The organism is Pseudomonas sp. NPDC086251, from assembly GCF_044746405.1.
In the GTDB taxonomy this organism is placed as follows: Bacteria; Pseudomonadota; Gammaproteobacteria; order Pseudomonadales; family Pseudomonadaceae; genus Aquipseudomonas.
Genome location: NZ_JBIVBY010000001.1, coordinates 868,278 through 894,687 on the forward strand (window position 1 = coordinate 868,278; position 26,410 = coordinate 894,687).

25 protein-coding genes and 1 pseudogene are annotated in these 26,410 nt (G+C 58.9%); 17 read left to right on the forward strand and 9 right to left on the reverse strand.

Annotated features, from left to right (window positions below):
* Positions 1-82 precede the first annotated feature (82 nt).
* Positions 83-2,395, reverse strand: a complete 2,313-nt coding sequence (locus ACIPL2_RS03810; protein ID WP_401353093.1) for an acylase — start codon at positions 2,393-2,395, stop codon at positions 83-85.
* A gap of 321 nt (positions 2,396-2,716) precedes the next feature.
* Between ACIPL2_RS03810 and ACIPL2_RS03815 the strand changes: the two genes are divergently transcribed.
* Positions 2,717-3,088, forward strand: coding sequence for a fe2+ zn2+ uptake regulation protein (locus ACIPL2_RS03815; protein ID WP_401353095.1), 372 nt, complete (start codon positions 2,717-2,719; stop codon positions 3,086-3,088).
* Positions 3,089-3,107: 19 nt separating this feature from the next.
* Here the strand turns inward: ACIPL2_RS03815 and ACIPL2_RS03820 are convergent, their stop codons facing one another.
* On the reverse strand, positions 3,108-3,296 hold the full coding sequence (locus ACIPL2_RS03820) for a hypothetical protein (protein ID WP_059405111.1): 189 nt from the start codon (positions 3,294-3,296) through the stop codon (positions 3,108-3,110).
* Between the two features lie 170 nt (positions 3,297-3,466).
* On the opposite strand from ACIPL2_RS03820, the gene ACIPL2_RS03825 reads away from it, so the two are divergent.
* Positions 3,467-3,604: a hypothetical protein gene (locus ACIPL2_RS03825; protein ID WP_401353097.1), complete on the forward strand. Its 138-nt coding sequence runs from the start codon at positions 3,467-3,469 to the stop codon at positions 3,602-3,604.
* Between the two features lie 74 nt (positions 3,605-3,678).
* Here the strand turns inward: ACIPL2_RS03825 and ACIPL2_RS03830 are convergent, their stop codons facing one another.
* A complete protein-coding gene (locus ACIPL2_RS03830) occupies positions 3,679-4,596 on the reverse strand; it encodes a LysR family transcriptional regulator (RefSeq protein WP_401353099.1) in 918 nt (305 codons plus the stop codon).
* 117 nt (positions 4,597-4,713) lie between these two features.
* Here ACIPL2_RS03830 and ACIPL2_RS03835 point away from each other — a divergent pair, with 117 nt between their 5' ends.
* From ACIPL2_RS03835 to ACIPL2_RS03855, 5 genes are all read left to right on the forward strand, one after another.
* Complete coding sequence (locus ACIPL2_RS03835) at positions 4,714-5,709, forward strand: aldo/keto reductase (RefSeq protein WP_401353100.1); 996 nt, start codon at positions 4,714-4,716, stop codon at positions 5,707-5,709.
* Between the two features lie 238 nt (positions 5,710-5,947).
* Positions 5,948-6,394: a DUF411 domain-containing protein gene (locus ACIPL2_RS03840; RefSeq protein WP_401353102.1), complete on the forward strand. Its 447-nt coding sequence runs from the start codon at positions 5,948-5,950 to the stop codon at positions 6,392-6,394.
* A complete protein-coding gene (locus tag ACIPL2_RS03845) occupies positions 6,394-6,828 on the forward strand; it encodes a YqaA family protein (protein ID WP_401353104.1) in 435 nt (144 codons plus the stop codon). The genes ACIPL2_RS03840 and ACIPL2_RS03845 overlap by 1 nt, the downstream gene beginning before the upstream one ends.
* A gap of 84 nt (positions 6,829-6,912) precedes the next feature.
* Positions 6,913-7,938, forward strand: coding sequence for an alpha/beta fold hydrolase (locus tag ACIPL2_RS03850; RefSeq protein ID WP_401353106.1), 1,026 nt, complete (start codon positions 6,913-6,915; stop codon positions 7,936-7,938).
* 13 nt (positions 7,939-7,951) lie between these two features.
* On the forward strand, positions 7,952-8,905 hold the full coding sequence (locus ACIPL2_RS03855) for a D-2-hydroxyacid dehydrogenase family protein (RefSeq protein ID WP_401353108.1): 954 nt from the start codon (positions 7,952-7,954) through the stop codon (positions 8,903-8,905).
* Between the two features lie 113 nt (positions 8,906-9,018).
* On the opposite strand, the gene ACIPL2_RS03860 is transcribed toward ACIPL2_RS03855, so the two are convergent.
* Complete coding sequence (locus ACIPL2_RS03860; RefSeq protein WP_401353110.1) at positions 9,019-9,792, reverse strand: methyltransferase domain-containing protein; 774 nt, start codon at positions 9,790-9,792, stop codon at positions 9,019-9,021.
* A 137-nt stretch (positions 9,793-9,929) separates the two neighbouring features.
* Here ACIPL2_RS03860 and ACIPL2_RS03865 point away from each other — a divergent pair, with 137 nt between their 5' ends.
* From ACIPL2_RS03865 to ACIPL2_RS03880, 4 genes are read left to right on the forward strand one after another with little or no spacing between them, the layout of a single operon-like run.
* Positions 9,930-10,490: a cytochrome b gene (locus ACIPL2_RS03865; RefSeq protein ID WP_401353111.1), complete on the forward strand. Its 561-nt coding sequence runs from the start codon at positions 9,930-9,932 to the stop codon at positions 10,488-10,490.
* 27 nt (positions 10,491-10,517) lie between these two features.
* On the forward strand, positions 10,518-11,048 hold the full coding sequence (locus ACIPL2_RS03870; protein ID WP_401353113.1) for a tetratricopeptide repeat protein: 531 nt from the start codon (positions 10,518-10,520) through the stop codon (positions 11,046-11,048).
* 52 nt (positions 11,049-11,100) lie between these two features.
* The gene (locus tag ACIPL2_RS03875; protein WP_401353372.1) at positions 11,101-11,598 is read left to right on the forward strand and encodes a sigma-70 family RNA polymerase sigma factor; all 498 of its coding nucleotides are present in this window, start codon (positions 11,101-11,103) and stop codon (positions 11,596-11,598) included.
* Positions 11,595-12,356 carry an anti-sigma factor family protein gene (locus ACIPL2_RS03880; RefSeq protein ID WP_401353115.1) on the forward strand — a complete coding sequence of 254 codons (762 nt, stop codon included), beginning with the start codon at positions 11,595-11,597 and terminating at the stop codon, positions 12,354-12,356. The genes ACIPL2_RS03875 and ACIPL2_RS03880 overlap by 4 nt, the downstream gene beginning before the upstream one ends.
* Positions 12,357-12,555: 199 nt before the next feature.
* Here ACIPL2_RS03880 and ACIPL2_RS03885 read toward each other — a convergent pair whose 3' ends face one another.
* Both ACIPL2_RS03885 and ACIPL2_RS03890 read right to left on the reverse strand, forming a co-directional pair.
* On the reverse strand, positions 12,556-13,857 hold the full coding sequence (locus tag ACIPL2_RS03885; protein ID WP_401353116.1) for an ATP-binding protein: 1,302 nt from the start codon (positions 13,855-13,857) through the stop codon (positions 12,556-12,558).
* A gap of 4 nt (positions 13,858-13,861) precedes the next feature.
* Positions 13,862-14,563: a response regulator gene (locus ACIPL2_RS03890; protein WP_401353117.1), complete on the reverse strand. Its 702-nt coding sequence runs from the start codon at positions 14,561-14,563 to the stop codon at positions 13,862-13,864.
* A 269-nt stretch (positions 14,564-14,832) separates the two neighbouring features.
* On the opposite strand from ACIPL2_RS03890, the gene ACIPL2_RS03895 reads away from it, so the two are divergent.
* The 4 genes from ACIPL2_RS03895 to ACIPL2_RS03910 all read left to right on the forward strand — a co-directional run bounded on the left by ACIPL2_RS03895 (position 14,833) and on the right by ACIPL2_RS03910 (position 20,504).
* Positions 14,833-15,990, forward strand: a complete 1,158-nt coding sequence (locus tag ACIPL2_RS03895; protein ID WP_401353119.1) for an efflux RND transporter periplasmic adaptor subunit — start codon at positions 14,833-14,835, stop codon at positions 15,988-15,990.
* A gap of 15 nt (positions 15,991-16,005) precedes the next feature.
* Entirely contained in the window at positions 16,006-19,104 is a 3,099-nt protein-coding gene (locus ACIPL2_RS03900; protein WP_401353121.1) for a multidrug efflux RND transporter permease subunit, read from the forward strand.
* Positions 19,105-19,285: 181 nt separating this feature from the next.
* The gene (locus tag ACIPL2_RS03905; RefSeq protein WP_401353123.1) at positions 19,286-19,927 is read left to right on the forward strand and encodes a DUF1345 domain-containing protein; all 642 of its coding nucleotides are present in this window, start codon (positions 19,286-19,288) and stop codon (positions 19,925-19,927) included.
* A gap of 301 nt (positions 19,928-20,228) precedes the next feature.
* On the forward strand, positions 20,229-20,504 hold the full coding sequence (locus ACIPL2_RS03910) for a LuxR family transcriptional regulator (RefSeq protein ID WP_401353125.1): 276 nt from the start codon (positions 20,229-20,231) through the stop codon (positions 20,502-20,504).
* 170 nt (positions 20,505-20,674) lie between these two features.
* Here the strand turns inward: ACIPL2_RS03910 and ACIPL2_RS03915 are convergent, their stop codons facing one another.
* Genes ACIPL2_RS03915 through ACIPL2_RS03925 form a run of 3 tightly spaced genes read right to left on the reverse strand, consistent with a single transcriptional unit; the run spans position 20,675 to position 24,506 of the window.
* A complete protein-coding gene (locus ACIPL2_RS03915) occupies positions 20,675-21,880 on the reverse strand; it encodes an RHS repeat-associated core domain-containing protein (protein WP_401353374.1) in 1,206 nt (401 codons plus the stop codon).
* Positions 21,816-22,985 (reverse strand): hypothetical protein, encoded by a 1,170-nt coding sequence (locus tag ACIPL2_RS03920; RefSeq protein WP_401353127.1) that lies wholly within the window; start codon positions 22,983-22,985, stop codon positions 21,816-21,818. Before ACIPL2_RS03920 ends, ACIPL2_RS03915 begins: the two co-directional genes overlap by 65 nt.
* Before the next feature lie 42 nt (positions 22,986-23,027).
* Positions 23,028-24,506 (reverse strand): hypothetical protein, encoded by a 1,479-nt coding sequence (locus ACIPL2_RS03925; RefSeq protein ID WP_401353129.1) that lies wholly within the window; start codon positions 24,504-24,506, stop codon positions 23,028-23,030.
* A gap of 322 nt (positions 24,507-24,828) precedes the next feature.
* Here ACIPL2_RS03925 and ACIPL2_RS03930 point away from each other — a divergent pair.
* A pseudogene (locus ACIPL2_RS03930) lies at positions 24,829-25,170 on the forward strand (hypothetical protein); the annotation flags it as partial.
* A gap of 385 nt (positions 25,171-25,555) precedes the next feature.
* Positions 25,556-26,395, forward strand: a complete 840-nt coding sequence (locus ACIPL2_RS03935; RefSeq protein ID WP_401353131.1) for an AraC family ligand binding domain-containing protein — start codon at positions 25,556-25,558, stop codon at positions 26,393-26,395.
* Positions 26,396-26,410 lie beyond the last annotated feature (15 nt).

Consider the following 26,410-nt stretch of genomic DNA (forward strand, 5'->3'; position numbering starts at 1 on the left):
GTGAGGGCAACGCGTTTATCCAGCATTCACGCGTTATCGTTGACGTCCATCGCGAGCGAGCTCGCTCCTACAGGGGCTCGTTTTACTCGCGGATTGTCTGGGACTGGTACTGCGGATCGGACGTGATCTGCCGTTCGGTGAAGGGCAACACACTCAACTGCTTCTTCGAAAACGCCAGCGTCTGGTCTCGTGAATATTTCGAGGCCGGGTCACTGGACAGCGAGAACGCCAACAGCCCCTGAGCATGCGGTCCCTTGTCGTCGAAGGTCACGACCTGCAAGTAGCTGGTGCCACTGACGACTTCAAGTTTGCCGTCGGTTCCGGGCACGCTCTGAATCGCGTTATACACACCCAACGTGCCCGGTCCGCCGTGAATCGGCGTCTGCTCACTGCCACTGCTGACCACCTGAATATCGCCCCAGCGGCTATCCGCCTTGAGCCCCCTTTTGTTGACCTGTTCGACCGAGGCCAGCATCGCTTCCCGAACCGCTTGAGCGACTTCCGGGCGATCGACCGCCAGGCCACGCGGCGTGTGTTGCGGGTCTTTCGGATCGAAGCCGACACGCCACACATCCGCTGCTGGCTGCAGCGATTCCATGACGTTTTGAAAATGCACAAACCCCAAGCCGCTGTCCAGGTTCGCACTGCGATCCCAGGCCTTGAGACTGGCACACAGCGGCGTGAGCGTTGGCGCATCGGCGCGCAGATCGGCCGCGCAGAATTGCAGCAGGTCCGGCATCACTTGGGTGGCTTGATACACCTGGTCGTCCATCACCATGTGTTGCAAATCTGCCGACGAAATCAGGCCGGCCTTGTTCAGCGTACTCAAACGATCCAGGGCAAAACGCGAGCGCAAGCCCAATGGCTGGCTGTCCTGGCTGATCAGCGGTGAAAACCCGGTCAGCGGTTGCGCCGGGTTGGCCATCCACGCCGAGTCGTTGGAGTGCTGCACGAAGTCTTTGCGCGACAGTTGCGGCAACTGCGCTGCCGCGTAGATTCCTTTTTGCGCCGCCTGCGGATCGATGTCCCAGGCACAGGCACTGTTGGAGCCGTCGAGCACGATCATCTGCAACCCGGCGCGCGGGTCGCTGCACTTGGCGAGTTTGTCGGCGCTGACGTTCGGCACCACCGAAAGGTTCATGTACAGCGTCTGGCCTTGATCGTCCGCCGCCAGGGTGTTGACCCACGGGATGCCCTGGATCCTGTGCACCGAGGCCTGCAACTCCTTGAGGCTGACAGCCCGGTTCATCGCGTACCATTGCTGCAGCACCCGGTCGTTGTCCAGATTGGCATCGCGCAGGCTGTAAGCAAACTGGTTGTCCCAGTCGAGCTTGCCGGGCCATTGCACGATCGGGCCGAATTGCGAGCTGTAGACCTCATGGGAAACTGCTTTGATGTGGCCATCCGCTTGTTTCACGTTGACCGTCACGGTCTGTTTTTTCATCGGCAAGGACGTGCCGTCGAGCAGGTAGCGGGTCGAATCCTTGGGATCGAGTTGCAGGCGGTACAAGGTGAAATGCTTGGACGAGTCCACGGTGTGGGTCCAGGCCAGGTGCTGGTTGAAACCGATGTTGATCATCGGCAGACCGGGCAATGCCGCGCCCATCACGTCCAGCTTGCCGGGAATGGTCAGGTGCATCTGATAGAAACGCATGCCGCCCACCCACGGAAAATGCGGGTTGGCCAGCAACATGCCGCGACCGTTGAAGGAACGCTCGCTGCCGACCGCAACCGCGTTGCTGCCACGATCCAGGGCAAAACGCTGCTGGCGCGAGGCGGCCATCTGGAACGACGCCGGAGCGGCGGCTTTTTCTGCAACGGCCTTGGGTGGGGTGGCACCGGCCAGCGCTTCGGCAAACTGCCCTACGCCACCTTCGACCAACAGACGACGGGTCAACTTGACCAGGTCCTGAGACGTGATCTCGCGCACCCAGGCGCCCTGGCATTGCCGCGGCAATCCCTCGGCGCGACGCTCAGTCAGCGCGCGGTTGTAGCCCGCCACATACCCTTCGACGAGTTGACGGACTTCCGGGGTTTGCGCCTGCCAGAAAGCGGAGACGGCTTGCGGGGTGTTGAGCCAGTTGAAAAACACATCGCTGACCCGGTTTTCACGTTCTTCGACCGTGAACTGATCCGGGCCGAAGTACCGCGAACGTTCACCGTTGACCGTGATGATCTCGTTGGCCAATAGGCACAGGTTGTCCTGCGCGTAGGCGTAGCCAATTCCGTAGCCGAGTCCGCGCTCGTTCTCGGCTCGAATGTGCGGCACGCCGAAACTGGTGCGGCGGATCTCGGCAGTCGCCTGCTCCGGCTGGCTGCGCGCGTTTGCCACAAGACTCAAGCCCACCAACACGCCGGCAAGGCTCAACCTGGTTAACTGCCTGGAAATAATCACGCTCGCTCCTGATCGAAAAACGAAAATCCCCAATACCCCTTGTAGGAGCGAGGCTTGCCCGCGAAAAACGATAACGCGGTCCACCTGTTAGACAGCGTGATGGCCTTCGCGGGCAAGCCTCGCTCCTACAGGGCATTGAGGTCACTTCTAGGAACGAAGCAAACGGCAAAAAATTAGGGGATTGGGCAGTCTCTAACGGCTTGATCACGCGGCGTCGACAAAATTTCTACATTTGAGCCTTCATTATTTGCGTAGCTCATCCGTCTTACTTGATTGAGAGCACCCATTTTTCCTGTTCAGGCTCTGAAAAGGAGTTTTTGCATGTACAACTCGCAACTGCCAACGGACGGTAGCGCTGCGCCAACGGGCACTTCCATGGCCTCTGGCGTCTTCGATCAACGCACCGAGCGTCACGGCAACGAGCGGATCAGATTCCTGCTCAAGCGCTATGGCCTGCGCACCAGTCTGATCCGCCTGAAAGTCATCGATGCCTTGCTCTCCGCCGCCGAGAGCGAGCGCAGCCTGGGGGTTCGCGGGGTCCACACGTACTTGCTGGACCTGGACATTCCCCTGTCTTTTCTGAGTGTGCGCGAAGTGTTGAAACGCTTGTGCATCGAAGGCGTGATTGTCCTCAATCCGGACAAAAGCTACAGCCTGCACCCACAGGCCCTCGCCGCTCTCCATAGCGAGTAACCCGCCCCCGACGCGTCGCTCAGGGCTTGACCTTGCGGCGCATCACGCCATTGACCACCACCACGATCACCGCCACGCCAATGGCGATGTACTGGAACAGCTTTTCGCTGATAACGCCGGTGTTCTGCAAATAGGAAAGGCCAAACATGATCCCCAGCACCACCAGGGAGATCAGAATCGAGTATTTCAAACGTTGCGACTGGGTCATTGCCATTTCCTGACTGTGAGCTTGAACTAAAAAAATTGTATCCGGTTTGTATCCGAACGCATGCCAAGCCCCTACCGTTTTCCGGGGATGGAGCGCTGCAAACGGGGTCTCATGTTACAGCCGATGAAGAGTTTTGGCTTCATAGCGGCGATAACCATGAGGATTTTCAAATGTTGCGTCGAATCACGCTGCTGATTCCCCTGCTGGCCATACTTTCCTTGAGCGGCTGCATTGTTTTCCCCCACGGCGGTGGGCACCACGACCGCTATTACGACCATGGCGGACCGGGTTATTACCAACATCGCTAACCCACATCACCTGTAGGTGCAAAGCGTGCTCGCGAAGGCGATTTCAAAGACGCCATCGCCGGCAAGCCGTGCGCCTACAAGGTGGTTCGGAAAAAGTCATTCCCCGGTTGCGCGCAAAGCTCCACCATCCAGTCAACGAACACCCGCACCCGCCGTGACAGCTGGCGGTGAGGAGGATAAAGCGCCGTCAGCGGCATGCCTGGCGGCGGCACCTCCCTCAAGACCTCGATCAAACGCCCTTCCTTCAACTGCCGGGCCACGTGATAGTACGGAGTCTGGACCAGACCATACCCGGCCTCGCACGCCGCCAGATAACCATCGGCACTGTTGACCGAGACCTGCTTGGGCAGGTTGATCGGCTGGACCTGGCCATCGACGACAAACTCCAGGCCGAAGCGCTTGCCGCTACTGGCCACGTATTCGACCATTTGATGCTCCGGCAGATCCGCCAGACACCGTGGCGTCCCTTTGCGTTGCAGGTAGTCGGGACTGGCGCAGGTGACCTGATCGAGCATGACCAGCGGCCGCGCCACCAGTGAATCGTCCAGCGACGAACCGCCGCGCAGCACGCAATCGACCCCTTCGCGAATCAGGTCGACAGGCCGGTCATTGAGGCCGATTTCCACCTCGATCAACGGATAGCGAACGGTGAATTGCGGCAACGCCGGGATCACGATCAAACGCCCTATCCCCGCCGGCATGTCCACTCGCAGCAAACCCTTGGGGTTATGGCGGGCAGCGGAAAACACCGCTTCGGTTTCCTCAAGGTCCGCCAGCAACCGCACGCAACGGGGATAATACGCGGCGCCGTCGAGCGTCAGGCTGATCTGCCGCGTCGTGCGTTGCAGCAGTTGCACCCCGAGGTGCGCCTCCAATTGCTTGATCAGAATGGTCACCGAGGCTCGGGGCAATTGCAGGCTGTCCGCAGCCTTGGCAAAGCCGCCCAGTTCGACGATTCGGGTGAACACGCGCATGGCGTTGAAACGGTCCATTGGCTTGGCGTACCGGGTGATTATTTAGAAATAATGAACAGTGATAGCAGTTTTAGCCGGTTTATCTTGATTCTGTCGAGATCAACAATGGGTTTCACATCACAGGGAGCTGATTTCATGAAAACACGTCAACTGGGCAAAAACGGTCCGCAGGTGAGCGCGATCGGTCTGGGCTGCATGGGCATGACCGATTTCTACACCACAGGCGTCGATACCAAGGAAGCCACGGCCACCCTGCATCGCGCACTGGAGTTGGGCATCAACCTGCTCGATACCGCTGACATGTACGGCCCGCACACCAACGAAGAACTGATCGGCAAAGCCATCGTCGGCAAGCGCGACCAGGTGTTTCTGGCCAGCAAGTTCGGCATCGTCCGCGACCCTGCCAATCCGGTTGCGCGCGGCGTCAACGGGCGACCCGAGTACATTCGCGCGTCCATCGATGGCACCCTCAAGCGCCTCGATGTCGAGACCCTTGATTTGTACTATCAGCACCGGATAGACCCGCAAGTGGCGATCGAGGAAACCGTCGGCGCCATGGCTGAACTGGTCAAGGCCGGCAAGGTGCGTTACCTGGGGTTGAGCGAGGCGTCGGTGGCGACGCTGGAGCGGGCGCACAAGGTGCACCCGATCAGCGCGCTGCAAAGCGAATACTCGTTGTGGAGCCGCGATCAGGAGGAAAACGGTTGCCTGGCGGCGTGCCAGCGTCTGGGCGTTGCGTTTGTGCCTTACAGCCCGTTGGGACGGGGTTTCCTGACCGGTGCGCTGAAAAGTCCGGATGATTTCGCGGCGGACGACTACCGTCGTTTCAGCCCGCGTTTCCAGGGAGAAAACTTCGCGAAAAACCTGATGCTGGTGCAGCAAGTGCAGGACCTGGCGGCAGTAAAAGGCGTGACCGCCGGCCAACTCGCGCTGGCGTGGGTGCTAGCCCAGGGTGATTACCTGATTCCGATTCCGGGGACCAAGCAGCGCAAATACCTGGAAGAGAATGTGGCGGCGCTGGACGTGAAGCTGAGTCGCGAAGAACTGCACGCGCTGGAAGCGATATTCCCGGCGCATGCCACCGCCGGTTTGCGTTATCCGGAAGAGGTCATGAAGTTGCTGGACCGTTAACCATTTATTCAGCCATACGATACCCCTTGTGGGAGCGGGCTTGCTCGCGAAGAGGGAGTGTCAGTCGACATTATTGTTGCCTGGCACACCGCCTTCGCGAGCAAGCCCGCTCCCACATTGGATTGCGCTTACCCTATGACCGTTTACGGTATTAGTTCGAAACAATCTCGTACCTCATTACCCGGAAAACCGGTCAGAATGCCTTTTTTTGGCTGCAATCCGAAACGAGATTCCCCCCATGCGAACCCACCTGCGTCTGGCCGCCCTGAGCGCCTTGTTCATTTCTTCCCTGGCCCAGGCCGCCGACCTGATCCCGATCGAAGTGCACCGCGACGCCAATTGCGGCTGCTGCAAAAAATGGATCAGCCACCTGGAAGCCAACGGCTTCAAGGTCGACGATCACGTTGAAGCCAACATGAGCGAATTCAAGCAGCAGCACGGCGTGCCGCCACGTCTGGCGTCCTGCCACACCGGTTTGATCAACGGCAAATTCGTTGAAGGCCACGTCCCGGCCGATCAAGTGCTGGCCCTGAGTAAACGCGACGATCTGCTGGGTGTTGCCGCCCCCGGCATGCCCATGGGTTCACCCGGCATGGAAATGGACGGCATGAGCGATGCCTACCAGGTGATCGGCCTGAAGAAAGACGGCACTGACGTGGTGGTGGCGGACTACCCCGCCCATTGATGTCGGCGGCCTACATCGGGTTGTTCTTCGCCGCCTTCGGTGCGGCGACGCTGCTGCCCCTGCAATCCGAAGCGGTGCTGGTGGGCCTGTTGCTCAGCGACTCGCATTGGCTCTGGTCGCTGCTGGCGATTGCAACGTTGGGCAATGTCCTCGGTTCGCTGCTGAACTGGTGGCTGGGGCGCGGTATCGAGCGCTTTCGTGAGCGGCGCTGGTTTCCGGTCAGCCCGCGTCATCTGGACAAGGCCCGACGGCATTATCAACGCTACGGTCATTGGTCGTTGCTGCTCAGTTGGGTGCCGGTTATCGGTGACCCACTGACGCTGGTGGCTGGCGTGATGCGCGAGCCGTTGGGGCGATTCCTGCTGATCGTCACCCTCGCCAAAGGCGCTCGTTATGGCGTACTGGCCCTGGCAACCCTGGGCTGGATGGGTTGAACCAACGCGCAGCGCGATTGCCTGTGCTTAATGTCGCCCTAATCGTACCGATCCAGCATCGACCGGTTTCCAATGGAGTTCCCCATGTCCCATGCCCTCTCCCGCTGGCTGCCCAGCCTGCTGCTGACCGCTGCACTGCCCGTCATTGCCCACGCCGAAGGCCCGGAATATGGCCCCGAGCTGCAGGGTTTCGAATACCCTTACACCGTCAAGCATTTCGCCTTTCAGTCCCAGGGCAAAGCCCTGCAAATGGGCTACATGGACGTCGCCGCCCACGGCAAGGCCAACGGGCGCAGCATCGTCTTGATGCATGGCAAGAATTTCTGCGGTGCGACCTGGGACGCTTCGATCAAGACCTTGAGCGAGGCCGGTTACCGGGTCATCGCCCCGGATCAGATCGGCTTCTGCACCTCCAGCAAACCGGACCACTATCAGTACAGCTTCCAGCAACTGGCGGCCAACACCCAGCAACTGCTCAAAGCCCTCGGCATCCAGAAGGCCAGTGTGCTCGGGCATTCTACTGGCGGCATGCTCGCCACCCGCTACGCACTGCAATACCCCGATCAAGTCGAACAACTGGCGCTGGTCAATCCCATCGGCCTGGAAGACTGGAAAGCCCTCGGCGTGCCGTATCGCACGGTGGATCAATGGAATGAGCGCGAACTGAAACTCACCGCCGACGGCATCCGCACCTACGAACGCAACACCTATTACGGCGGCCGCTGGAAGCCCGAGTTCGACCGCTGGGTAGACATGCTCGCCGGCCTGAACAAAGGCCCGGGGCACACGCAGGTGGCGTGGAATTCGGCGCTGATCTACGACATGATCTTCACCCAGCCGGTGTACTACGAATTCAAGGACCTGAAGATGCCGACGCTGTTGCTGATCGGTACGTCCGACACCACGGCCATCGGCAGCGACATCGCGTCGCCCGAGGTCAAGGCGAAGCTCGGTCACTACGACGTACTCGGCAAGCAAGTGGCGAAACTGATTCCCCAGTCGACGCTGGTTGAATTCCCCGGCATGGGCCACGCGCCGCAGATGGAAGAACCGGCAAAATTCCACCAGGCGCTGCTCGCCTGGCTGAACAAAACCAACCCCGTTCATTGATGAGGTAAGGCGAATGGCTGTGCAGATTGCGGTGATCGACGATTGGCAGGATGTGGCCCGGAACGTGGTGGACTGGTCAGTGCTGGAGAGCATCGGCCAGGTAAGTTTTCTCCATGACTACCCTGCCGACAACGAAACCCTGGCGGCACGTTTGGGCGAGTTTGAGGTGATCTGTGTGATGCGCGAGCGCACCCGGTTCGATGAGGACCTGCTGCGGCGCTTGCCGAAACTCAAACTGCTGGTCACCGGCGCCATGCGCAACGCCGCCCTCGACTTGAAGGCCGCCGCCGCGCTGGGCATTCAGGTCAGCGGAACGGACAGTTACAAACACGCCGCCCCGGAACTGACCTGGGCGCTGATCATGGCCGCGACCCGCAACCTGGTGGTCGAAGCCAATGCCCTGCGCGCCGGCGAGTGGCAGCAAAGCCTCGGTGGCGACCTGCACGGCAAGACCCTGGGAATCCTCGGCCTGGGCAGCATCGGCCAACGTGTTGCGCAGTTTGGTCAGGTGTTCGGCATGCGCGTGATCGCCTGGAGCGAGAACCTGACGGCGGAACGCGCAGCCGAATCCGGTGTGACGTACGTCAACAAGCAGGAACTGTTCGAACAGTCCGATGTGTTGTCGGTACACTTGGTGCTCAGCGAGCGCAGCCGCGGATTGGTCGACGCTCAGGCCCTCGACTGGATGAAGCCCACGGCACTGCTGGTGAATACCGCGCGCGGGCCGATTGTCGATGAAGCGGCGTTGATCAAGGCGCTGCAAAAACAGCGACTGGCCGGCGCGGCGCTGGATGTGTTCGACCAGGAACCGCTGCCCGCTCATCACCCGTTCCGCACGCTGGAGAATGTGTTGGCGACGCCGCATGTCGGGTATGTCAGCCAGCAGAATTATCACCAGTTTTTTTCGCAGATGGTTGAAGACATTCAGGCCTGGGCTGCGGGAGAACCTATTCGGTTATTGAGCTGATACCGAGTCATCGTTCTTCGCGAGCAAGCCCGCTCCCACACTGGAATGCGCACCCTGTAGGAGCGCATTCCAAGGTGGGAGCGGGCTTGCTCGCGAATGGCCTCACCTCCGATCTAACCGCCCTTCACCGCGACAAACGCCACCGTGACATAAGGCACCGTCACCACCTCTTTTCCCCGCAGTTCAGGCTCCCGGGCAATCATTGCCCGAATCTGCTCATCCACCTTCGCCCGCTCCACCGCCGGCAACGCCGCGACAAAACTGGTCGAACGCACGCGGTTGTAAATCACATCCTCCGGCGCCCCCGTGTGACTATGGCTAAAGTGCTGTTCCTGCAGCGCCCCGAACGCCGGATGGGGAAACGCCCGACACCAGGCGCCTGTGTAAAAGCGCGGGGTATCACCCTCCAGCGCATTGACGATCGCGTCCAGCTTCGGCACCCAACTCACCGTGGTATCACGCAGGTTCCACACCAGCCCGAGCTTGCCGCCGGGCTTGAGCACGCGGGCAATTTCGGTCAGCGCGTCGCTACTGGCAAACCAGTGAAACGCCTGGGCGCAGATCACCACATCCACCGAAGCGTCTGGCAACGGCAAATCCATGGCGGTGCCTTTGACGGCCAGCACTTCAGGCAACGCTTCAGACAATTTATCGAGCATCTGCGGCACCGGTTCCACAGCAATCACCTGCGCCCCGGTCGCCACCAGCCGAGCGGTAAACTTGCCAGTGCCGGCCCCCAGATCGATCACGGTTTTATCCGCGTTCAAACCGAGTGTGCCGGTTAGCCAATCGACCACTTGCGGCGGATAATCAGGGCGACCGCGAACGTATGTATCGGCGCCGGTTTTATAACCAGCGGCCGCGGAATGATGGACTTGATCTCTCATGGCAGTGCTCCAGATCGACAACCAATGCTGACGAGCATAGCGCCTCGATTTGCGCTTTCCTTGCAAAGACCGTCATAAAGAAATGAATAATTGTTCACCCTGGCGTGTTCATCCAGCATCGCCCCTGAGGATTGTCCATGAGTCGCTTGAACCCCGTTGCACCGAGACGTTACGACCGCCTGACCATGAGCCTGCACTGGCTGACGGCCTTGCTGGTGATTGGCCTGTTTGCCAGTGCGCAGATCTGGGGTTTACTGGAAAAAGGCACGCCGCTGCGCAAGGAATTGCAGGCGTTGCACATTTCCTGCGGCATTCTGCTGGCGGTGATTATCATCGGCCGGCTGCTCTGGCGCCTGACCCGTGGTCGTCGCTTGCCAGCGGCCAATCAAGGCGTGATGAACCTCCTGGCGAAAACCGCGCATCTGGCGCTTTATGCCTTGCTACTGAGTCAGATCGTGTTGGGCTTTTTGTTTCGCTGGGCGCAGGCTGAACCGTTCACCTTCTTCGGTCTGTTTGATGTGCCGACCCTGATCACCTTCGATAAAAGCATGAAGTCGGTGTTTGGCGGTCTGCACGAACAGGTGGCCTGGGTTATCGTGATTCTGGCCGGACTGCATGCGGTCATGGCGCTGGTTCACCATTACGGTCTGCGGGATAACACCCTGCGCCGGATGCTGCCTGGACGTGATGCGATTTGAAACGACACCCCTTGTGGAGCCTTGACCATGAATATCCGTTTCACTGTTATGACCGCCCCGCTGCTGCTGGCTGTCGCGCTGTCCAGTTCCCTTGCATTCGCCAATGGCGATGACGAGGAGCCGGCCAAGCCCAACTGCCCCAAAGGCCAGGTGTGGGACAGCAAACAGCAGAAATGCCTCAAGCAAACCAGCAGCCTGGTACCGGACGCTGATCGTACCGATTACGCTTATCGCCTGGCCAAGGACGGTCGCTATGAAGAAGCCCTGGCCCTGCTCGACACCTTGAAAGAGCCCAGCACCGCCAAGGCGCTGAACTATCGCGGCTACGCCACGCGTAAACTGGGGCGTACCGATGAAGGCATCGGTTATTACCTGCAATCGGTGAAGCTCGACCCGCAGTATGCGCAAGTGCGTGAATACCTCGGCGAAGCCTACGTGATCAAAGGTCGCCTGGACCTGGCGCAGGAGCAGCTTCAGCAGATTAAATCGATCTGCGGCAACACCTGCGAGGAATACCAGGACCTGGCCGAAGCCATCAACGATTCATCGAAAACCTGACACCGAACAGACGGAGGTCGCTATCGCCAGCGATCAGGCAATACGAGCAGAACTGGGCCAGCATCTGGCGCGCTTATGGCGCTACGGCCTGCTGCTGTCCAGGCAGAAACATGTCGCCGAAGACCTGGTGCAGGCGACCTGTGTGCGGGCGCTCGAACGCGGCGGGCAGTTTGAGGCGGGCACGCGCATGGACCGCTGGCTGATGAGCATTCTGCATTCGATCTGGCTCAATGAAGTGCGCGCGCGCCGGGTGCGGCATGGCCAGGGGCTGGTGGAGGCCGACAACGCCTTGTCGTTCGACGGTGAACACGCGGCGCAGACCCACGTGCTGGCGGCGCAGGTGATCCGACGCGTCGACGCGTTGCCCGAAGCCCAGCGCGAAACGGTCTTTCTCGCCTACGTCGAGGGCTTGTCGTACCGCGAAGTCGCCGAGGTGTTGCAAGTGCCGATCGGTACGGTCATGAGCCGACTGGCCACTGCCCGCCTGAAACTGGCCGAGTATCCACCGCTGCACACTGTGCCGAACCCTACCACCGGAGAACATCGATGAACGCGATCCCCTCGGACGAGCAACTGGTGGCGTACCTCGATGACCAGCTCGACCACGAACAGCGCGCCCGCATCGACAGCGCCATCGCCGAGGACCCGACGCTCAACCTGCGCCTGCAATGGCTGGCGCGCAGCAATCTGCCGTTCAAGGCGGCTTACGACGAGTTGGGGCAACAGGCGCCGATGGATCGCTTGCAGTACATGCTTGAAACCTTGCCCGCACCTGCCCGCCCGGGCATGAGCCGGCGCTGGTTCCTTGCGGCGGCGGCAGGCCTGGTGGTCAGCGGCGTGCTCGCGGACCGGTTGTTCCTTGGCTGGCAATTGAGTCAGCAAAAGAACAACTGGCGTGACTTGGTGGCCGACTACATGTCGCTCTACGTGCCACAGACCCTGGAACATTTGCCCAGCGATGAAGCCGCCCAACGGGTGCAACTGCGCACGATCGACGCGCGTCTGGGTTTGAAGCTCGCTCCCGCACAATTGGCGCTGCCGCGCTCCGAGTTCAAACGCGCGCAAATCCTCGAATACGACGGTGTGGCCATCGCCCAGATCACTTATCTGGACCCGGCGCATGGCCCGATGGCCCTGTGCGTCACGCGCTCCAACAGCGGCAGCCGGCCGTTGGCCCATGAGCGTCGGCATGAGATGAACGTGGTCTATTGGGCCGAGCGGGAACACGCCTGGATGCTGATCGGGCGCAACCCGGCGGCGGAACTGGAAGACATGGCCAAGCTGCTGCAAAGCCGGCTTAGCGCCTGACACCCAATTACGTCCCGATCTCCTTGTAGCAGCTGCCGAGCCTGCGAGGCTGCGTTTGAGGACGCAGTCCTCGCCAATCCTGCGCATGCGGTTTATCCGCCGAACCGTGTTGCCTGGTTCTACGACTGCTGCGCAGCCGAACGCAGCCTTCGGCAGCTGCTACAAAGTGCCTTTTGCGTTTCCGTTTTTTTGAGTCTGATCAGGCCGGGGTTGGCAGCCATAGGCGGAATCGCGCGCCGCACAAGGGTGATGCTTCTACGGTCAACGTGCCGCCCTGGGCTTCCAACGCCCGGCGACTGATCGCCAGCCCCAGCCCGAATCCACCCGTGGCCCGGTCACGGCTGCGATCCAGCCGATAGAACGGCTCGAAAATTCGCTCACGTTCGTCATCCGGAATACCGATCCCGTCATCGTCCACCCAGATCTCACAGCCCTTCGGGCAGACCTGCACGCCAATCTGAATCCGCGTCTCGCAGTAACGCATGGCGTTGCGCAGCAGGTTCTGCAGAGCGCGGGCGGTCAGGCGGGGGTCGAGGCTGAAGCGTTCGAGTTGGCCGTGGAGCAGCACGTCGATGACGATCTCCGGCGACTCCAGTTCTTCGTCGACGCTGCCAAGGATGCTGTCGATGAATTCGTCCAGCGAGACTTCAACCTGCTCCGGCAAGCGTGCCGGATTTTGCAGGCGGCTGTAGGACAGCAGTTCCAGCACCAGCTCATCGAGTTCGCGAATGTGCGCGACCAGGCCTTGCAGGCGTTCGCGGCTGGCGGCGGGCAAGTCGTCGGACAGCGCCAGAGCCAGACCGAAATCCAGGCGTGTCAGCGGAGTACGCAGCTCGTGAGAGACCGCGTTGAGCAGGTCGCGCTGCTGGTTCAGCAGGTTCTCGATGTCGCCGGCCATGGTGTCGAAGACATTCGCCAGGCTGCCGATGTTGGAGCTGGGGGAAATCTGCGTGCGCTCGCCCAACTGGCCTTTGCCGAAGCGTTCGGCGGTGCCTTTGAGGCGTTCCAGATCGCGCCAGTGCGGGCGCAACCACAACAGCAAACAGGCGAGCATGGTCGCGCCGATCAGCACGTTGATGCTCCAGTACAACAAGCTGACGTCCGTCGGGTCCGGCGGCACGATCATTTCCACCACCGTTTGCTCGTTCAGCGGCGACACCGCCAGCGTGCGCCAGCCCCAGTCGCCAATGCGCACAACGTTCTCGCCACGCTGCAAACGCTCCCGCTCGTCGAGGGTGAAATCGGCATCGTCGTGACCGGTCAGCGCGATGTGCAGCGGCGCGAATTCCCGGTCCATCTCGGCGGCCAATGCCGGCCATTGCTCCTGGGGCACGGCGTGAAACTGTTTGACGATAAGGGTTTGCAGCCCTCGGGAATAATCGAGGTTGTAGGTGAGAAAACGCTCATGGAACACCTTGATCACCAGGTCCGGCACCAGGTAAATCGCCGCGCTGAACGAGACGATGGTCACCAGGTACAGGCGAAAGAGGATTCTGAACATCGCCTCAGCATTCCCACTCGGAACGGCTGAACAGGTAACCCTTGCCCCACACGGTTTTGATCTTGCGCGCCTCGCCGGCATGGTCGTCGAACTTGCGCCGCAGCTTGGAGATCGCCACGTCCACCGAGCGGTCGGTGCCGTTGAATTCGATGCCGCGCAGGCGTTGCAGAATCTGGTCGCGGCTCAACACTTCGCCGGCGTGCCGGGCCAGCACCACCAACAGGTTGTACTCACCGCTGGACAGTTCGACCAATTGCTCGCGCCAGGTCACGGTGCGTTCCGACAGGTCGATGCACAGGTTGCCCATGAGGATGCGGTCGTTAGCGGTCTGCGGCTCACTGAGGCTGCTTCGCCGCAGCAAGGTCCGCACCCGGGCCAGCAACACGCGCGGTTCGCAGGGTTTGGTGACGTAGTCGTCGGCGCCCATTTCCAGGCCCAAAACCTGATCGTGGCTGTCGTCGCGGGCGGTGAGCATCAGGATCGGCAACGCCGCCGAATCGCCGCGCAGCAAGCGGCAGACTTGCAGGCCGTCGAGCCCCGGCAGCATCAGGTCGAGGATCACCAGGTCCGGCGGATTGACCCGCGCACGCTCGCGCACCTGGTCACCGCGGCTGATCACGCTGACGGAGTAGCCGTTGCGTTCCAGGTAGCTGGCAATCAGTTCGGAAAGCGCGGTGTCGTCTTCGACCAGGAGAATGTTGGGCATGGGGTGTTTCCAGAAAGTGCTGTGGCGCCCTTCCGGGCCTCTTCGCGGGCAAGCCTCGCTCCTACAGAGGTATCGCATGCTCCTGTAGGAGCGAGGCTTGCCCGCGAAGGCGGCCGAACAGGCGCAAAAATAATCAAGCAGCCAAGGATATACGCCCTCACACCCAGCTGAGTAAAACCCTTACACAATTTCACACAGCGCCTACAAAGCTTCACCGCTACCCTCGCCCGCTCCCCGTAGGATGCGGGGGTCATTATTGGGGTATGTACATGTCAAAAAATCTGCTTGCGAGGCTCAGCCTGATTGCACTCGCCTTGACGCTGAGCGCGTGTGACAAGTCCTCGAACGCCGAAGAGCAGACGCCGCTGGCTACGGTTCGCATCGAGACGATCGAAGCCCGGCCGCTGTCGATCAGCAGCGAGCTGAGCGGGCGGATTGCCGCGCCACGCATCGCCGAAGTGCGCGCCCGAGTGGCCGGTGTGGTGTTGCAGCGGGCCTTCCGTGAAGGCAGCGACGTGAAAAAAGGCGAGGTGCTGTTCCGCATCGACCCGGCGCCGTTCAAGTCCGACCTCGACAGTGCCGAAGCCGCACTGCGCAAGGCCGAGGCCAACGCGTTCCAGGCCAAACTGCAAGAGCAGCGCTACGCCCAATTGATCGAAGGCAACGCCATCAGCGGTCAGGACTACGACAATGCCCGGGCCAGCGTTCGGCAAACCGCGGCCGACGTCGCCGCCAACAAAGCCGCCGTCGAGCGGGCGAAACTCAACCTGGGTTACGCCACCGTCACCGCGCCGATCTCCGGGCGCATCGGGCGTGCATTAGTCACCGAAGGCGCCTTGGTCGGCCAGAACGAAACCACGCCGCTGGCGTTGATTCAGCAGTTGAACCCGATCCACGCCGACCTCACCCAATCCACCCGCGAACTCAACGACCTGCGTCGGGCGCTCCGTTCCGGGCAATTAAAGGAAGTCGGTCAGGGGCAGGCCAAAGCCACGCTGATTCAGGACGACGGCAGCCTTTATCCGTTGCCGGGCAAGGTGCTGTTCACCGACATCACCGTCGACCCGGGCACCGGTCAGATCATCCTGCGCAGCGAGTTCCCAAACCCCGACCTCGACTTGCTGCCGGGCAGTTTCGTTCGGGTGCGGGTGGAACAAGCGGTCAATCAAGAAGGCATCAGCGTGCCGCAACGGGCCATCCAGCGTGACAGCGCCGGCATCGCCCAAGTGTTGGTGCTCGACGCCGAGCAGCGGGTCGGCCAGCAATCGGTCGAACTGGGGCCGGTGCAGAATGATCGCTGGATCGTCACTAGCGGCCTCAAGCCCGGCGATCGCATCGTCACCGAAGGCCTGCAACACGCCCGTCCCGGCGAAAAAGTGCAGATCGACGACACCCCTCTTCCACTTGCCCAGGTTTCTGGTCAGTAAGCAGGACGCTTGTTTATGCCGCAGTTCTTTATCGATCGCCCGGTGTTCGCCTGGGTGGTCGCGCTGTTCATCCTGTTGGCCGGCGCCCTGGCCATCCCGCAGTTGCCAGTGGCGCAGTACCCCAACGTCGCGCCGCCGAAAGTCGAAATCTACGCCGTGTACCCCGGCGCCTCGGCGCAGACCGTGGACGAAAGCGTCGTCAGCCTGATCGAGGAAGAACTCAACGGCGCTGACCACCTGCTGTACTTCGAATCCCAGAGCAGCCTCGGCAGCGCCACCATCACCGCGACCTTCCAGCCGGGCACCGACCCGGAAATGGCCCAGGTCGATGTGCAAAACCGTCTCAAAGTGGTGGAGTCGCGCTTGCCCCAGGCGGTCACGCAACAGGGCCTGCAAGTGGAGAAAGTCTCCGCCGGTTTCCTGCTGCTGATCACCCTGACCTCCAGCGACGGCAAGCTCGACGACGTGGCGCTCAGCGACTACCTGGCGCGCAACGTGATGAACGAGATCAAGCGTCTGGACGGCGTCGGCAAGGCCCAGTTGTACGGCGCCGAACGGGCGATGCGCATCTGGATCGACCCGCAGAAGCTGATCGGTTTCAACCTGACGCCGGCCGACGTCAACGCCGCCATCGTCGCGCAAAACGCCCAGGTGTCGGCCGGCAGCATCGGCGACTTGCCGACCCGCACCACCCAGGAAATCACCGCGACCATTCTGGTCAAAGGCCAGTTGTCGACCCCGGAAGAGTTCGCCGACATTGTGCTCAAGGCCAATCCCGATGGCTCCACCGTGCGCATCGGCGATGTCGCGCGAGTCGAGATCGGCAGCCAGGAATACCAGTTTTCCACGCGCCTCAACGGCAAACCCTCGACCGCTGTCAGCGTGCAACTGGCGCCCGGCGCCAATGCCCTGAGCACCGCAACGCTGGTGCGGGCGAAGATGGATGAGCTAGCGCGCTACTTCCCGGCCGGCGTCGAATACAAGATTCCGTACGACACTTCGCCCTTCGTCAAAGTCTCGATCACCAAGGTGGTTTACACCTTGGGCGAGGCGATGTTGCTGGTGTTCGCGGTGATGTTTTTGTTCCTGCAAAACATCCGCTACACGCTGATCCCGACGCTGGTGGTGCCGGTGGCGTTGATGGGCACGTTTGCAACGATGTTGGCGCTGGGCTTCTCGATCAACGTGCTGACCATGTTCGGCATGGTCCTGGCGATCGGCATCCTCGTGGACGATGCGATCGTGGTGGTGGAAAACGTCGAACGGATCATGGCCAGCGAAGGCCTGTCACCGAAAGAGGCGACGCGCAAGGCGATGAAGCAGATCACCGGCGCGATCATCGGCATCACGCTGGTGCTGGTGGCGGTGTTCATTCCGATGGCGTTCATGCAGGGTTCGGTCGGGGTGATTTACCGGCAGTTCTCGTTGTCCATGGCCACCTCGATCCTGTTCTCGGCGTTCCTCGCCCTGACCTTGACCCCGGCGCTGTGCGCGACGCTGTTGAAGCCGATTGCCAAGGGTGAGCAGCATGAGAAACGCGGTTTCTTTGGCGGGTTCAACCGCCGCTTTGAACAGCTGACCGAGCGTTATCAGGGCTGGGTCGCCTATGCGCTGAAACGCAGCGGTCGCTATTTGTTGATCTACGGTGTGCTGCTGATCGGCCTGGGCGTGTGCTTCAGTCGCCTGCCTTCCTCGTTCCTGCCGGTTGAGGATCAGGGTTACACCATCACCGACATCCAGTTACCACCGGGTGCGAGCAAGAACCGTACGGTGCAGGTGGTCGAACAGATCGAAGCGCACAACGCCACCGAACCCGGTGTGGGCGACAGCACGGTGATTCTCGGTTTCAGCTTCTCCGGCAGCGGCCAGAACGCGGCGTTGGCGTTTACCACGTTGAAGGATTGGTCCGAGCGCGGCAGCGATGATTCGGCGAGTTCGATTGCCGACCGAGCCAACATCGCCTTGAGCCAGATCAAGGACGCCGTGGCGTTTGCGGTGCTGCCACCGCCGGTGGACGGCCTCGGTACTTCCAGTGGTTTCGAGTTCCGCTTGCAGGATCGCGGCGGCCTCGGCCACGCGACGTTGATGCGGGCGCGCAGCGAACTACTCGCCGCCACCGAGAAGAGCCCGATCCTGATGAACGTGCGCGAAAGCGCGCTGGCCGAAGCGCCGCAGGTGCAATTGATCGTCGACCGCAAACAGGCCAATGCGTTGGGCGTTTCGTTTGCCGACATCGGCAGTGTGCTGTCCACCGCTGTCGGTTCGGCCTACATCAACGACTTTCCCAATCAGGGGCGGATGCAGCGGGTGGTGGTGCAGGCTGAGGGCGATCAGCGCAGTCAGGTGGCTGATCTGCTGAAGATTAACGTGCGCAACAACGCCGGGAAGATGGTGCCGTTGTCGGCGTTCGTCCAGGCCAAATGGACCCAGGGGCCGGCGCAGTTGACCCGCTACAACGGCTACCCGGCGATCAGCATTTCCGGTGAGCCGACGCCGGGCCACAGCACTGGTGAAGCCATGGCGGAAATCGAGCGGCTGGTGGCGTTGGGGCCTGCCGGGTTGGGTCAGGAATGGACCGGGTTGTCGTTGCAGGAACGCTTGTCCGGGAGTCAGGCACCGATTCTGCTTGGCTTGTCGCTGCTGATCGTCTTCCTGTGTCTGGCGGCGTTGTATGAGAGCTGGTCGATTCCGACCTCGGTATTGCTGGTGGTGCCGCTCGGCGTGCTCGGCGCGGTACTCGCGGTGACGTTGCGCGGGATGCCCAACGATGTGTTTTTCAAGGTCGGGTTGATCACCATCATCGGTCTGTCGGCGAAAAACGCGATCCTGATCATCGAGTTCGCCAAGAGCCTGTATGACGACGGCCACGACCTGATCGACGCCACGCTGCAAGCAGCGCGATTTCGCCTGCGGCCGATCGTCATGACCTCGCTGGCGTTCATCCTCGGCGTGGTGCCATTGGCAATCGCCACCGGGGCGAGTTCGGCGAGCCAGCAAGCGATCGGCACCGGGGTGATCGGCGGGATGATCACAGCGACCCTGGCGGTGGTGTTCGTGCCGGTGTTTTTTGTGGTGGTGATGAAACTGGTGCACAAACGCCACACAAAAATCTAACCACAACACAAATCCCTGTAGGAGCGAGGCTTGCCCGCGAAGGCGTCATCACATTCAACATCAATGTTGACTGACAGTACGCCTTCGCGGGCAAGCCTCGCTCCTACAGGGTATTTCACCGGTTTCAAGGTTGTGGCTCCTGGGCTATGGTGTTTGCCATACCCTGACCCTTCGAGCCTCCATGCCCTTCCTCACCCACACCCACCCTCGCCTCTCTGCGGCCACCACGCTCGGCCTTGCCATCGGCATTCTGGCGCCGGTCGATTCGATCATCAGTAAAATCCTGATGGGCTGGAACGCCGGGGTCTGGACTTACCTGATCCTGATGTTCTGGCTGACCGCACGCGCCAAGGCGCCGGATGTGCAGCGCATCGCCGAGATCGAGGATGAAAACGCCGGACTGGTGCTGTTCGTGGTGTGCATTGCGGCGATGGCCAGCCTGGCGACCATCACCTTCGAACTGGCGGGCAGCCATAGTCTGGACACCTACCACAAGCTGTTGCACTACGGTTTTACCGGGTTGACCGTCATCGGCTCCTGGTTGCTGATCGGGGTGATTTTCAGCCTGCATTACGCGCGGTTGTTTTACACCTGGAGCGGCAAGGAGCCGGCGCTGCGGTTTGCCGAAGGGCTTTTGACCCCCAATTATTGGGACTTTCTGTATTTCTCATTCACCGTCGGCGTGGCGGTGCAGACCTCGGATGTCGGCGTCGCCACACGGGAAATGCGCAAGATTGTGCTGGCGCAGTCGCTGATCGGGTTTGTGTTCAACACGGCGATTCTCGGGTTCTCGATCAACATCGCGGCGGGGTTGTTTGGGTGATGCGAGCGGCGCCGACCTGACAGAAATGACAGGTGTGTTTGAAAAAAAGCGACAAACGGAACATACCCTCCTTCCGCGCGCACAGCGCTGACCAAACGCCTGTATTCGCTGAAAATTACAGACTGTCGGCGCAATTCGCTGCGCCGCATTTTCCTGCCAAACCTGATAGTTCTTACAGGTTTCAAGACGCCTTAACCACGCTATAAACGGCACTCAAGCTTCACGCTGGACGCAGGGACCACGCCCGCCTCAGGAAGGATCCGCCGCGCCCACCTCATTGAATGAAATGGGAGTGCCCGTCATGAACCACCAATCCCCGATTAGCCCAAGCACTCGCCCGATCCAGGTCGCCCTGACAGTGACGCCAACCGCGAAACCACCCCGCATTACCCTGACCCGTCGAGAAAAAGAAGCCTTGCAATGGAGTGTCAAGGGAAAGTCATCGTGGGAGATCAGCCGGATTTTCGATTGCACCGAGGCTGGGGTGAATTATCACTTCAGTAATATCCGACGCAAGTTTGGGGTGAGTTCACGATGGGTGGCGGCGCGGATGGCGTTGGAGTTGGGGTTGATTTAGGTGGGTTAAAGGGGGCCAGGTAATCGGCAGCGTGTCGACCTCCGAACGCTTACAAAATCCAATAAAAACCGCCATTACAAATTGAACTTGTAATGGCGGTAGACTCATTGGTTTATAGCAGAATAATCAACTGCCCTGCTTTCATCCTCAGAACAAAATAACCTAATACACTATTTAGATTTAGCACTCTTAATTTGACGTACAGCTTTCATTATATTTTCTGGAGTTTCATAGCGAGGATACTTATTATCCAAAGCTATTGCTTGATCTGCAAGTTGGACACCTAGATTCGTCCTCGGCTGTGCCTCGAAGAACTCCCTACTTAGCACGGAATTTTCCAATACTTCATTTTGGATATTAGAAATTTTGGCGCTTATGTTGTTTATCTGAGCAGGCTTAGCAAATATCTTGCCTTTTGCTACACCACCCAGAACCTTATTGTAATTAGCAACCGTTTTAACAGCGGAGGATTCAGACGCTTTAAAATCAACAAAATCATTAAATTTTGTGGCCGCACGAGTAAAACTCCCACCCGCTGCTGGTTTAAGATTTACAAGTTTAGCGCCGGCAAAAACTTCCGGTGTTGCCACTGGAACTATGGATCCCTGAGCCTTCAAGGCTCTGGCAGCCATCTCGGCAGCTGCCTTATTAGCTTTAGTAGCTATCCCCAAAAGCCTCATGAAGCTGCCAAACGTGGGCCATGCGAAGTGCCCCGTAGAATCTGTGTTACCAATCGGATTCCCCTGCACATACGCATACCCATTAACCCCGCCCTTCCCAAACGGACTCCAACTGTCCGGGCTATGAAACCGTCCCAATACCGTATTGAACACCCGATACCCATTCCCCAACATATACCAACCGGTCTGCCCTTCACGCCGCTCACCATTGAAGCCCAGATGACTACTCACCGAAGCGTCATCCGCACGATGCCCATAAGGCGCATAGACCATCCCCTTGCGTCCCGCCTTACTGACCTCGGTCAACACGCTGTTCTTGTCATCCCCGGCCATCAACAGCGACTTTGGGTCAGCACCAGCCTGGTGCTCGGCGAGCACTACATCATCGCCACGCATGAAGGTGCTGCTGTTGGCGCCTTTGATCTGGCTCGCCAACTTATCGCCTTGGTAAAAGCGTTTTTCCGGGCCGCCCTGGCCATTCAAACCGGACACCTTGTCTACCGGGTCATAGCTGTAACTGCGCGGCGTCTCACCCGGCAAGGCGACACTGATCAAGCGCCCCAGTGAGTCATATCCCAGCGTACGTTTTTCCTCGTCACGGATCAGATGGCCGTCCTCGTTGTAGGTGAGTTCAATCAACGGCGGGTAACATATCAACACCATATTGCAATGTATATGTACTGACGTCCTGTCCATCAATGCTAAAGGTAGTAGAAACGTTGGTTGCTGATTTCCAAAGAACTGTAACTTTTCCATGCGACAGATCAACCACCAGCGGCGTCGATTGACTGACCAATAATTCATACGCATCTATGTCAACTGTTACGTCATACTTTGAGCCATCCGCCATGACCAGTGGTGTGGTAACGTTAAAAGCTGCGAACTCTAATGACCCAGAAATGAACGTCGCCTTTAACAGCTTTCCATCACCATCGCGATCTAATTCAACCTCATCGTCCGAGACAAATTTTAACGCCTCTTTCAGCAAGGTCATTACCATTATCAATTGCTGATCAAACAACACCGTTGCGGAATAGTCTTTTTCCTGATCATCAGGGATCAAGTATCTATAGTTAGGACCTGGGAAATTTCCGTCTTTCCCCCCTTCCATACGAACCAGGGCCAGTATGCAGCCATCGACGAAGTCGACAGCTCCACCGTAATGCTGAGTACGCAACACGAATGACTCCGGACGCATCAGCGCATTTGATCCACGCTCAATCTTGCCTAAGGGATAAATTCGCTGCTCGGGCTTCAACTCATTAAACAAGTCTCTAAAAAAGTTACCGCCTATAGTCTGCTCAGTCTCCGTTTCGGCAAACGTCAATCTGAAATTATCACTTCTGCTCAGATCCAGTATCACTCGCCCGTCAGATTTGACATCACCAGGCACCTCATGCAACAACAAGTCCAGGTACAACTTCGGCCCCTGCAGCGGATCTATTTCGTCAAGCTTTTCAACCTTCCAACTGCCGTCATCTTTCTCGATGGTTAATTGACTTCCACCCATGACCGACATCGTCAACATGGCCTTGGAATTGTTAAGATCAGCATGTACAAATGAAATGAACGGCACGTCCATGACAAAATCATGGATCAACTCCATTCGTTTGCCTGAGACAATCTTTACTTCGCCCCTGATGGGTGGAATATAGCTACCCACGCCAAAGCGGTTTATATATTCCTGCAGAACAATTAAATTCGCTTTACGTCGCTCAAGCGCTACAACAAGCCCCCAGTCCAACAGTCGCGACTCATCTTTCATCCACGCCAGAATATCGGCCAATGAATTGCCTGACATAATTTCACCTCACCAATGAGTTAACCAACGTCTCGCGCAGCGCTACAAAACCAGCAGGGGTTCAATATAAGAATGTTTCTTGTAGCTGAAACCGCCATCGAAACTGATTTCAACGGTTACATCGAATTTTACATTGAGCATCAACGTTGCCAGGTAGGTCCCGGGTAGCAGCACGGTCAGTTGCCCGGCTTTGAATTCCGCTTCGGTTACCTGTTCGGCATCGCCTATGCGCATTTCGAAAGGCTTTTCACCGCCCGTTGCCAAAAGGCCATTGGCAATGACCCTCACACGCTGCCCCTGGGCAATGTACGACCATCTGGTCAACGTCAAGCGCAGCGAATCGGTCACGGTTGCCAACGACACTTTTGCATTGTTGTTACCTGGAGGAAAACTGACCTGAATAGGCCGCCATTGTGACGCGGGAAAGTCATTGATTCGAAGATCGATCGATAGGGAAGGTACAGTAGCCGCCCCGGGCGGCGTGACTTCATATTTAACAAACAGACGCTTACCCAGGTTCGCCGGCACGTACCGCGGAGGGATGTAGAAACGTCTTGGATTGCCAATCGAAGGGTCCGCAACAAACCGGCCTGACTCTGAAAAACCATCGAAGATCATTTGCACTTTGCCACTCACCACTGCATCAGGCGGATATTGAATATAGATACCCTGCGTGGTGTATTCGCTCAGCAAGTAGCGTTTATACTCTTCGTCCTCACCTTCTTTCTCAGCATCTTCGACAATGGGATGCGGAAGGTATAGAGACTCGCTAAGCGTCAACGACCGCTCTACCGAAGTACCCGCGTTACCGACCCGGGCGTATTGGTATGACAGGCTGATAGTCAATCCGACGTTTTGCATCAACCATTCATGGCCCAGTTTGATGTGCAGTCTTTCACTGTCCAGTGTCGACTGATCCACTCGCACCGTCTTGACCTCAAGCGTTTTGCCCAACGCGTACAACACCACGTCATCGCCCACTTGAATGCCGTCGTACAGCGGAATATCCAGCACAATACCTTTTGGAAACGCCTCAGGGTCGAGCATGTCGCCGTCATAGTCCTTGACTGCAAGACGTGGCAACAAATCGCTCGTCGGTGCAACCAGGTGGAACTCCTGTTTTTCCGAATGAGTGGTTGGCTTCGCGGTGTCATCGTCGGTGGCATAGTCGATGCGATAGCTGAATGTCGCGTGGAAAGTTGGGAATTGGAAAAACTTGCTAGGTTCCACTGTCCACTGCAGAGGGAGCCCAATATCGCTTTCGGTCAAGGTTTTTTCACGGATGACCGGCTCAATTACAATTGGAAATCCTTTCTTCTCAAATTCAATGGTTAACGGCACATTATCGCCGGCTGACATCGCTTGATAAGCCGGTGCAACAATCACCAGCATGCCGTCCTTGATCGCCCTCGGATCAAACTCGAGATTATGCGACTTCTCGAACTGGGCCACCGGTAACAGCGTCGTCATGCCGGCCGGCGCTGAATCGGAGAGTGTTGTCACCGCTTGCTTACTTGCCATCATTCAACTCCTTTTACTTGCCAGGCATCGATGCCAGTTGCACGGCGGTATCAGTCAAGTTGTTCGTCGTAGATGGCTAGTTTGTACGCCTTGTTTCGCGACCTGCCTACTATCAGAACTGATAGGTTCCCTGACGCGGGTTGGCTGTTATTGTTTTTGCCAACCGCCCGTGTTGAATCACTGAATGCAGATAAACACCGCGTTAGCGGGCCTCTTTGCTCGCCGGGGCAGCTGAAGTTCAGAGCGGGTAGACGCTGACATCGCGACTACCGACAAATGTTTCGGTTGGCGGTTTTACCTATCGACAACGAGGTGCATTTCAATGACCGCTACCAGCTCCGTGTCCTCAAACGCACTCAACTTCATGAGTGCCATCAAAAATGGCGTCGACGAACGCACCGGCCTTTACAAGGTGTCGATCAGCCTCCCCGAAATCAAAACCAACGATTTGCGTGGGCCGGGGTTTGGCTTGGCACTGGCGTACAGCCCGCTCAATACCCGGGACAGTGGCTACGGCTATGGCTGGAACATACAGCTGACGGAATACTCGCTCAGCAGCAGGATCCTTTCAGTGAGTACCGGTGAAACCTTTAAAGTCACCGGCAGCGAAGGCGACAAGGGTCGCCTGGTGATGAAAGAGCAGAAACTCGACAGCTTTCACTTCTAGGCGTCGTCTTCAATCTCGATCTCCTTACTGACAAGCTTCGCACGATGTTCGGAGCGCATTTTCAGGTAGGCGCTGTTGGCTTCATCCTGCTTGCGTTTGACCTGTTCAGTTGCCATGTTTTCACTCTCCTGCCACGCCATTGGAGCCATAGGCGATGCTATGGCCGTTCCGTCGGTCGACAACTTGAGGGCTGCAAGCAAGGCAAACGACTCCCTTCGCTCAGCAGGCCGATCTGACCCTGGACGGATTAAGCGCTTATGGAAAAAAAAGCGTAACTGTCAAAGTTGACAGGTACCCCGACGCCGCTGCACAAATCTTCTAGTCATTGCACGCGATGCGAGCGTTAAATAACCCGGCTATGCGTTGTTCCCAAAGGTGCCGTATGACCACTCACAACTGGCTCGACCTGGCCCAGGATGCCGACACCGGCATCGAGACCCTGCGCGCGCATTTCGAAGGCCATGCCTACGATCCGCACTGGCATGACAGCTACCTGGTGGGCGTCACCGAGCAAGGGGTTCAGCAGTTCAACTGTCGCCGGGCGAAGCACCAGAGCACGCCGGGCAAGGTGTTTTTGCTTGAGCCGGGCGACATCCACGATGGCGAAGCGCCGACCGCCGAGGGTTTCACCTACCGCATGCTTTACCTTGACCCGCAGTGGTTGCAGCGCGAACTCGGTGCCGTGTTCGACAATGCCCCGGACAATGGTGAACTGAGTTTCGCCAACACCTTGGCCAGCGACACCCGTTTGGCCCAGGCCACCAGCCACGCGTTCGAAGCCCTGCATCGCAGTGAGCTGAAAATCGTCCGCCAGACCGCTCTCGACACCTTGTTCGAATGCCTGACCCGCCATTTGCACTGGCGCGCGCGTTACCGCGACGATCCGCGCCTGCCGTTGGTGGCGCAGAAGGCGCGGGAGTATCTGCACGCCAACGCGCACTTCGACATCGGCCTCGATCAACTGGCCGCTGTCACCGGTGTCGACCGCTTTCGCCTGACCCGCGCCTTCAAGGCGGCTTATGGCTTGGCACCGCACGCGTACCTGGTGCAATTGCGCCTGGCCACGGCTCGCCGCATGCTGGCCCGAGGCGAGCAACCGGCGACGGTCGCCATGACGCTGGGCTTTGCCGATCAGAGTCACTTGGGTCGCTGGTTCGTGCGCGCCTATGGCCTGACGCCGGCGCTGTATCGCAAGCGCTGCTCAAATCTTCCAGACAGCTGATGCGTGGATTGTGAA

Bases quoted from the DNA above. Each gene is read 5' to 3' on its own strand.
- ACIPL2_RS03865 (WP_401353111.1), top strand. From the start codon at position 9,930: ATGAGTCGCTTGAACCCCGTTGCACCGAGACGTTACGACCGCCTGACC.
- ACIPL2_RS03900 (WP_401353121.1), top strand. From the start codon at position 16,006: ATGCCGCAGTTCTTTATCGATCGCCCGGTGTTCGCCTGGGTGGTCGCG.
- ACIPL2_RS03845 (WP_401353104.1), top strand. From the start codon at position 6,394: ATGTCGGCGGCCTACATCGGGTTGTTCTTCGCCGCCTTCGGTGCGGCG.
- ACIPL2_RS03915 (WP_401353374.1), bottom strand. From the start codon at position 21,880: ATGGACAGGACGTCAGTACATATACATTGCAATATGGTGTTGATATGT.
- ACIPL2_RS03830 (WP_401353099.1), bottom strand. From the start codon at position 4,596: ATGGACCGTTTCAACGCCATGCGCGTGTTCACCCGAATCGTCGAACTG.
- ACIPL2_RS03840 (WP_401353102.1), top strand. From the start codon at position 5,948: ATGCGAACCCACCTGCGTCTGGCCGCCCTGAGCGCCTTGTTCATTTCT.
- ACIPL2_RS03860 (WP_401353110.1), bottom strand. From the start codon at position 9,792: ATGAGAGATCAAGTCCATCATTCCGCGGCCGCTGGTTATAAAACCGGC.
- ACIPL2_RS03835 (WP_401353100.1), top strand. From the start codon at position 4,714: ATGAAAACACGTCAACTGGGCAAAAACGGTCCGCAGGTGAGCGCGATC.
- ACIPL2_RS03895 (WP_401353119.1), top strand. From the start codon at position 14,833: ATGTCAAAAAATCTGCTTGCGAGGCTCAGCCTGATTGCACTCGCCTTG.
- ACIPL2_RS03880 (WP_401353115.1), top strand. From the start codon at position 11,595: ATGAACGCGATCCCCTCGGACGAGCAACTGGTGGCGTACCTCGATGAC.
- ACIPL2_RS03905 (WP_401353123.1), top strand. From the start codon at position 19,286: ATGCCCTTCCTCACCCACACCCACCCTCGCCTCTCTGCGGCCACCACG.
- ACIPL2_RS03820 (WP_059405111.1), bottom strand. From the start codon at position 3,296: ATGACCCAGTCGCAACGTTTGAAATACTCGATTCTGATCTCCCTGGTG.
- ACIPL2_RS03910 (WP_401353125.1), top strand. From the start codon at position 20,229: ATGAACCACCAATCCCCGATTAGCCCAAGCACTCGCCCGATCCAGGTC.
- ACIPL2_RS03870 (WP_401353113.1), top strand. From the start codon at position 10,518: ATGAATATCCGTTTCACTGTTATGACCGCCCCGCTGCTGCTGGCTGTC.
- ACIPL2_RS03825 (WP_401353097.1), top strand. From the start codon at position 3,467: ATGTTGCGTCGAATCACGCTGCTGATTCCCCTGCTGGCCATACTTTCC.
- ACIPL2_RS03920 (WP_401353127.1), bottom strand. From the start codon at position 22,985: ATGTCAGGCAATTCATTGGCCGATATTCTGGCGTGGATGAAAGATGAG.
- ACIPL2_RS03855 (WP_401353108.1), top strand. From the start codon at position 7,952: ATGGCTGTGCAGATTGCGGTGATCGACGATTGGCAGGATGTGGCCCGG.
- ACIPL2_RS03850 (WP_401353106.1), top strand. From the start codon at position 6,913: ATGTCCCATGCCCTCTCCCGCTGGCTGCCCAGCCTGCTGCTGACCGCT.
- ACIPL2_RS03815 (WP_401353095.1), top strand. From the start codon at position 2,717: ATGTACAACTCGCAACTGCCAACGGACGGTAGCGCTGCGCCAACGGGC.
- ACIPL2_RS03935 (WP_401353131.1), top strand. From the start codon at position 25,556: ATGACCACTCACAACTGGCTCGACCTGGCCCAGGATGCCGACACCGGC.
- ACIPL2_RS03925 (WP_401353129.1), bottom strand. From the start codon at position 24,506: ATGGCAAGTAAGCAAGCGGTGACAACACTCTCCGATTCAGCGCCGGCC.
- ACIPL2_RS03885 (WP_401353116.1), bottom strand. From the start codon at position 13,857: ATGTTCAGAATCCTCTTTCGCCTGTACCTGGTGACCATCGTCTCGTTC.
- ACIPL2_RS03890 (WP_401353117.1), bottom strand. From the start codon at position 14,563: ATGCCCAACATTCTCCTGGTCGAAGACGACACCGCGCTTTCCGAACTG.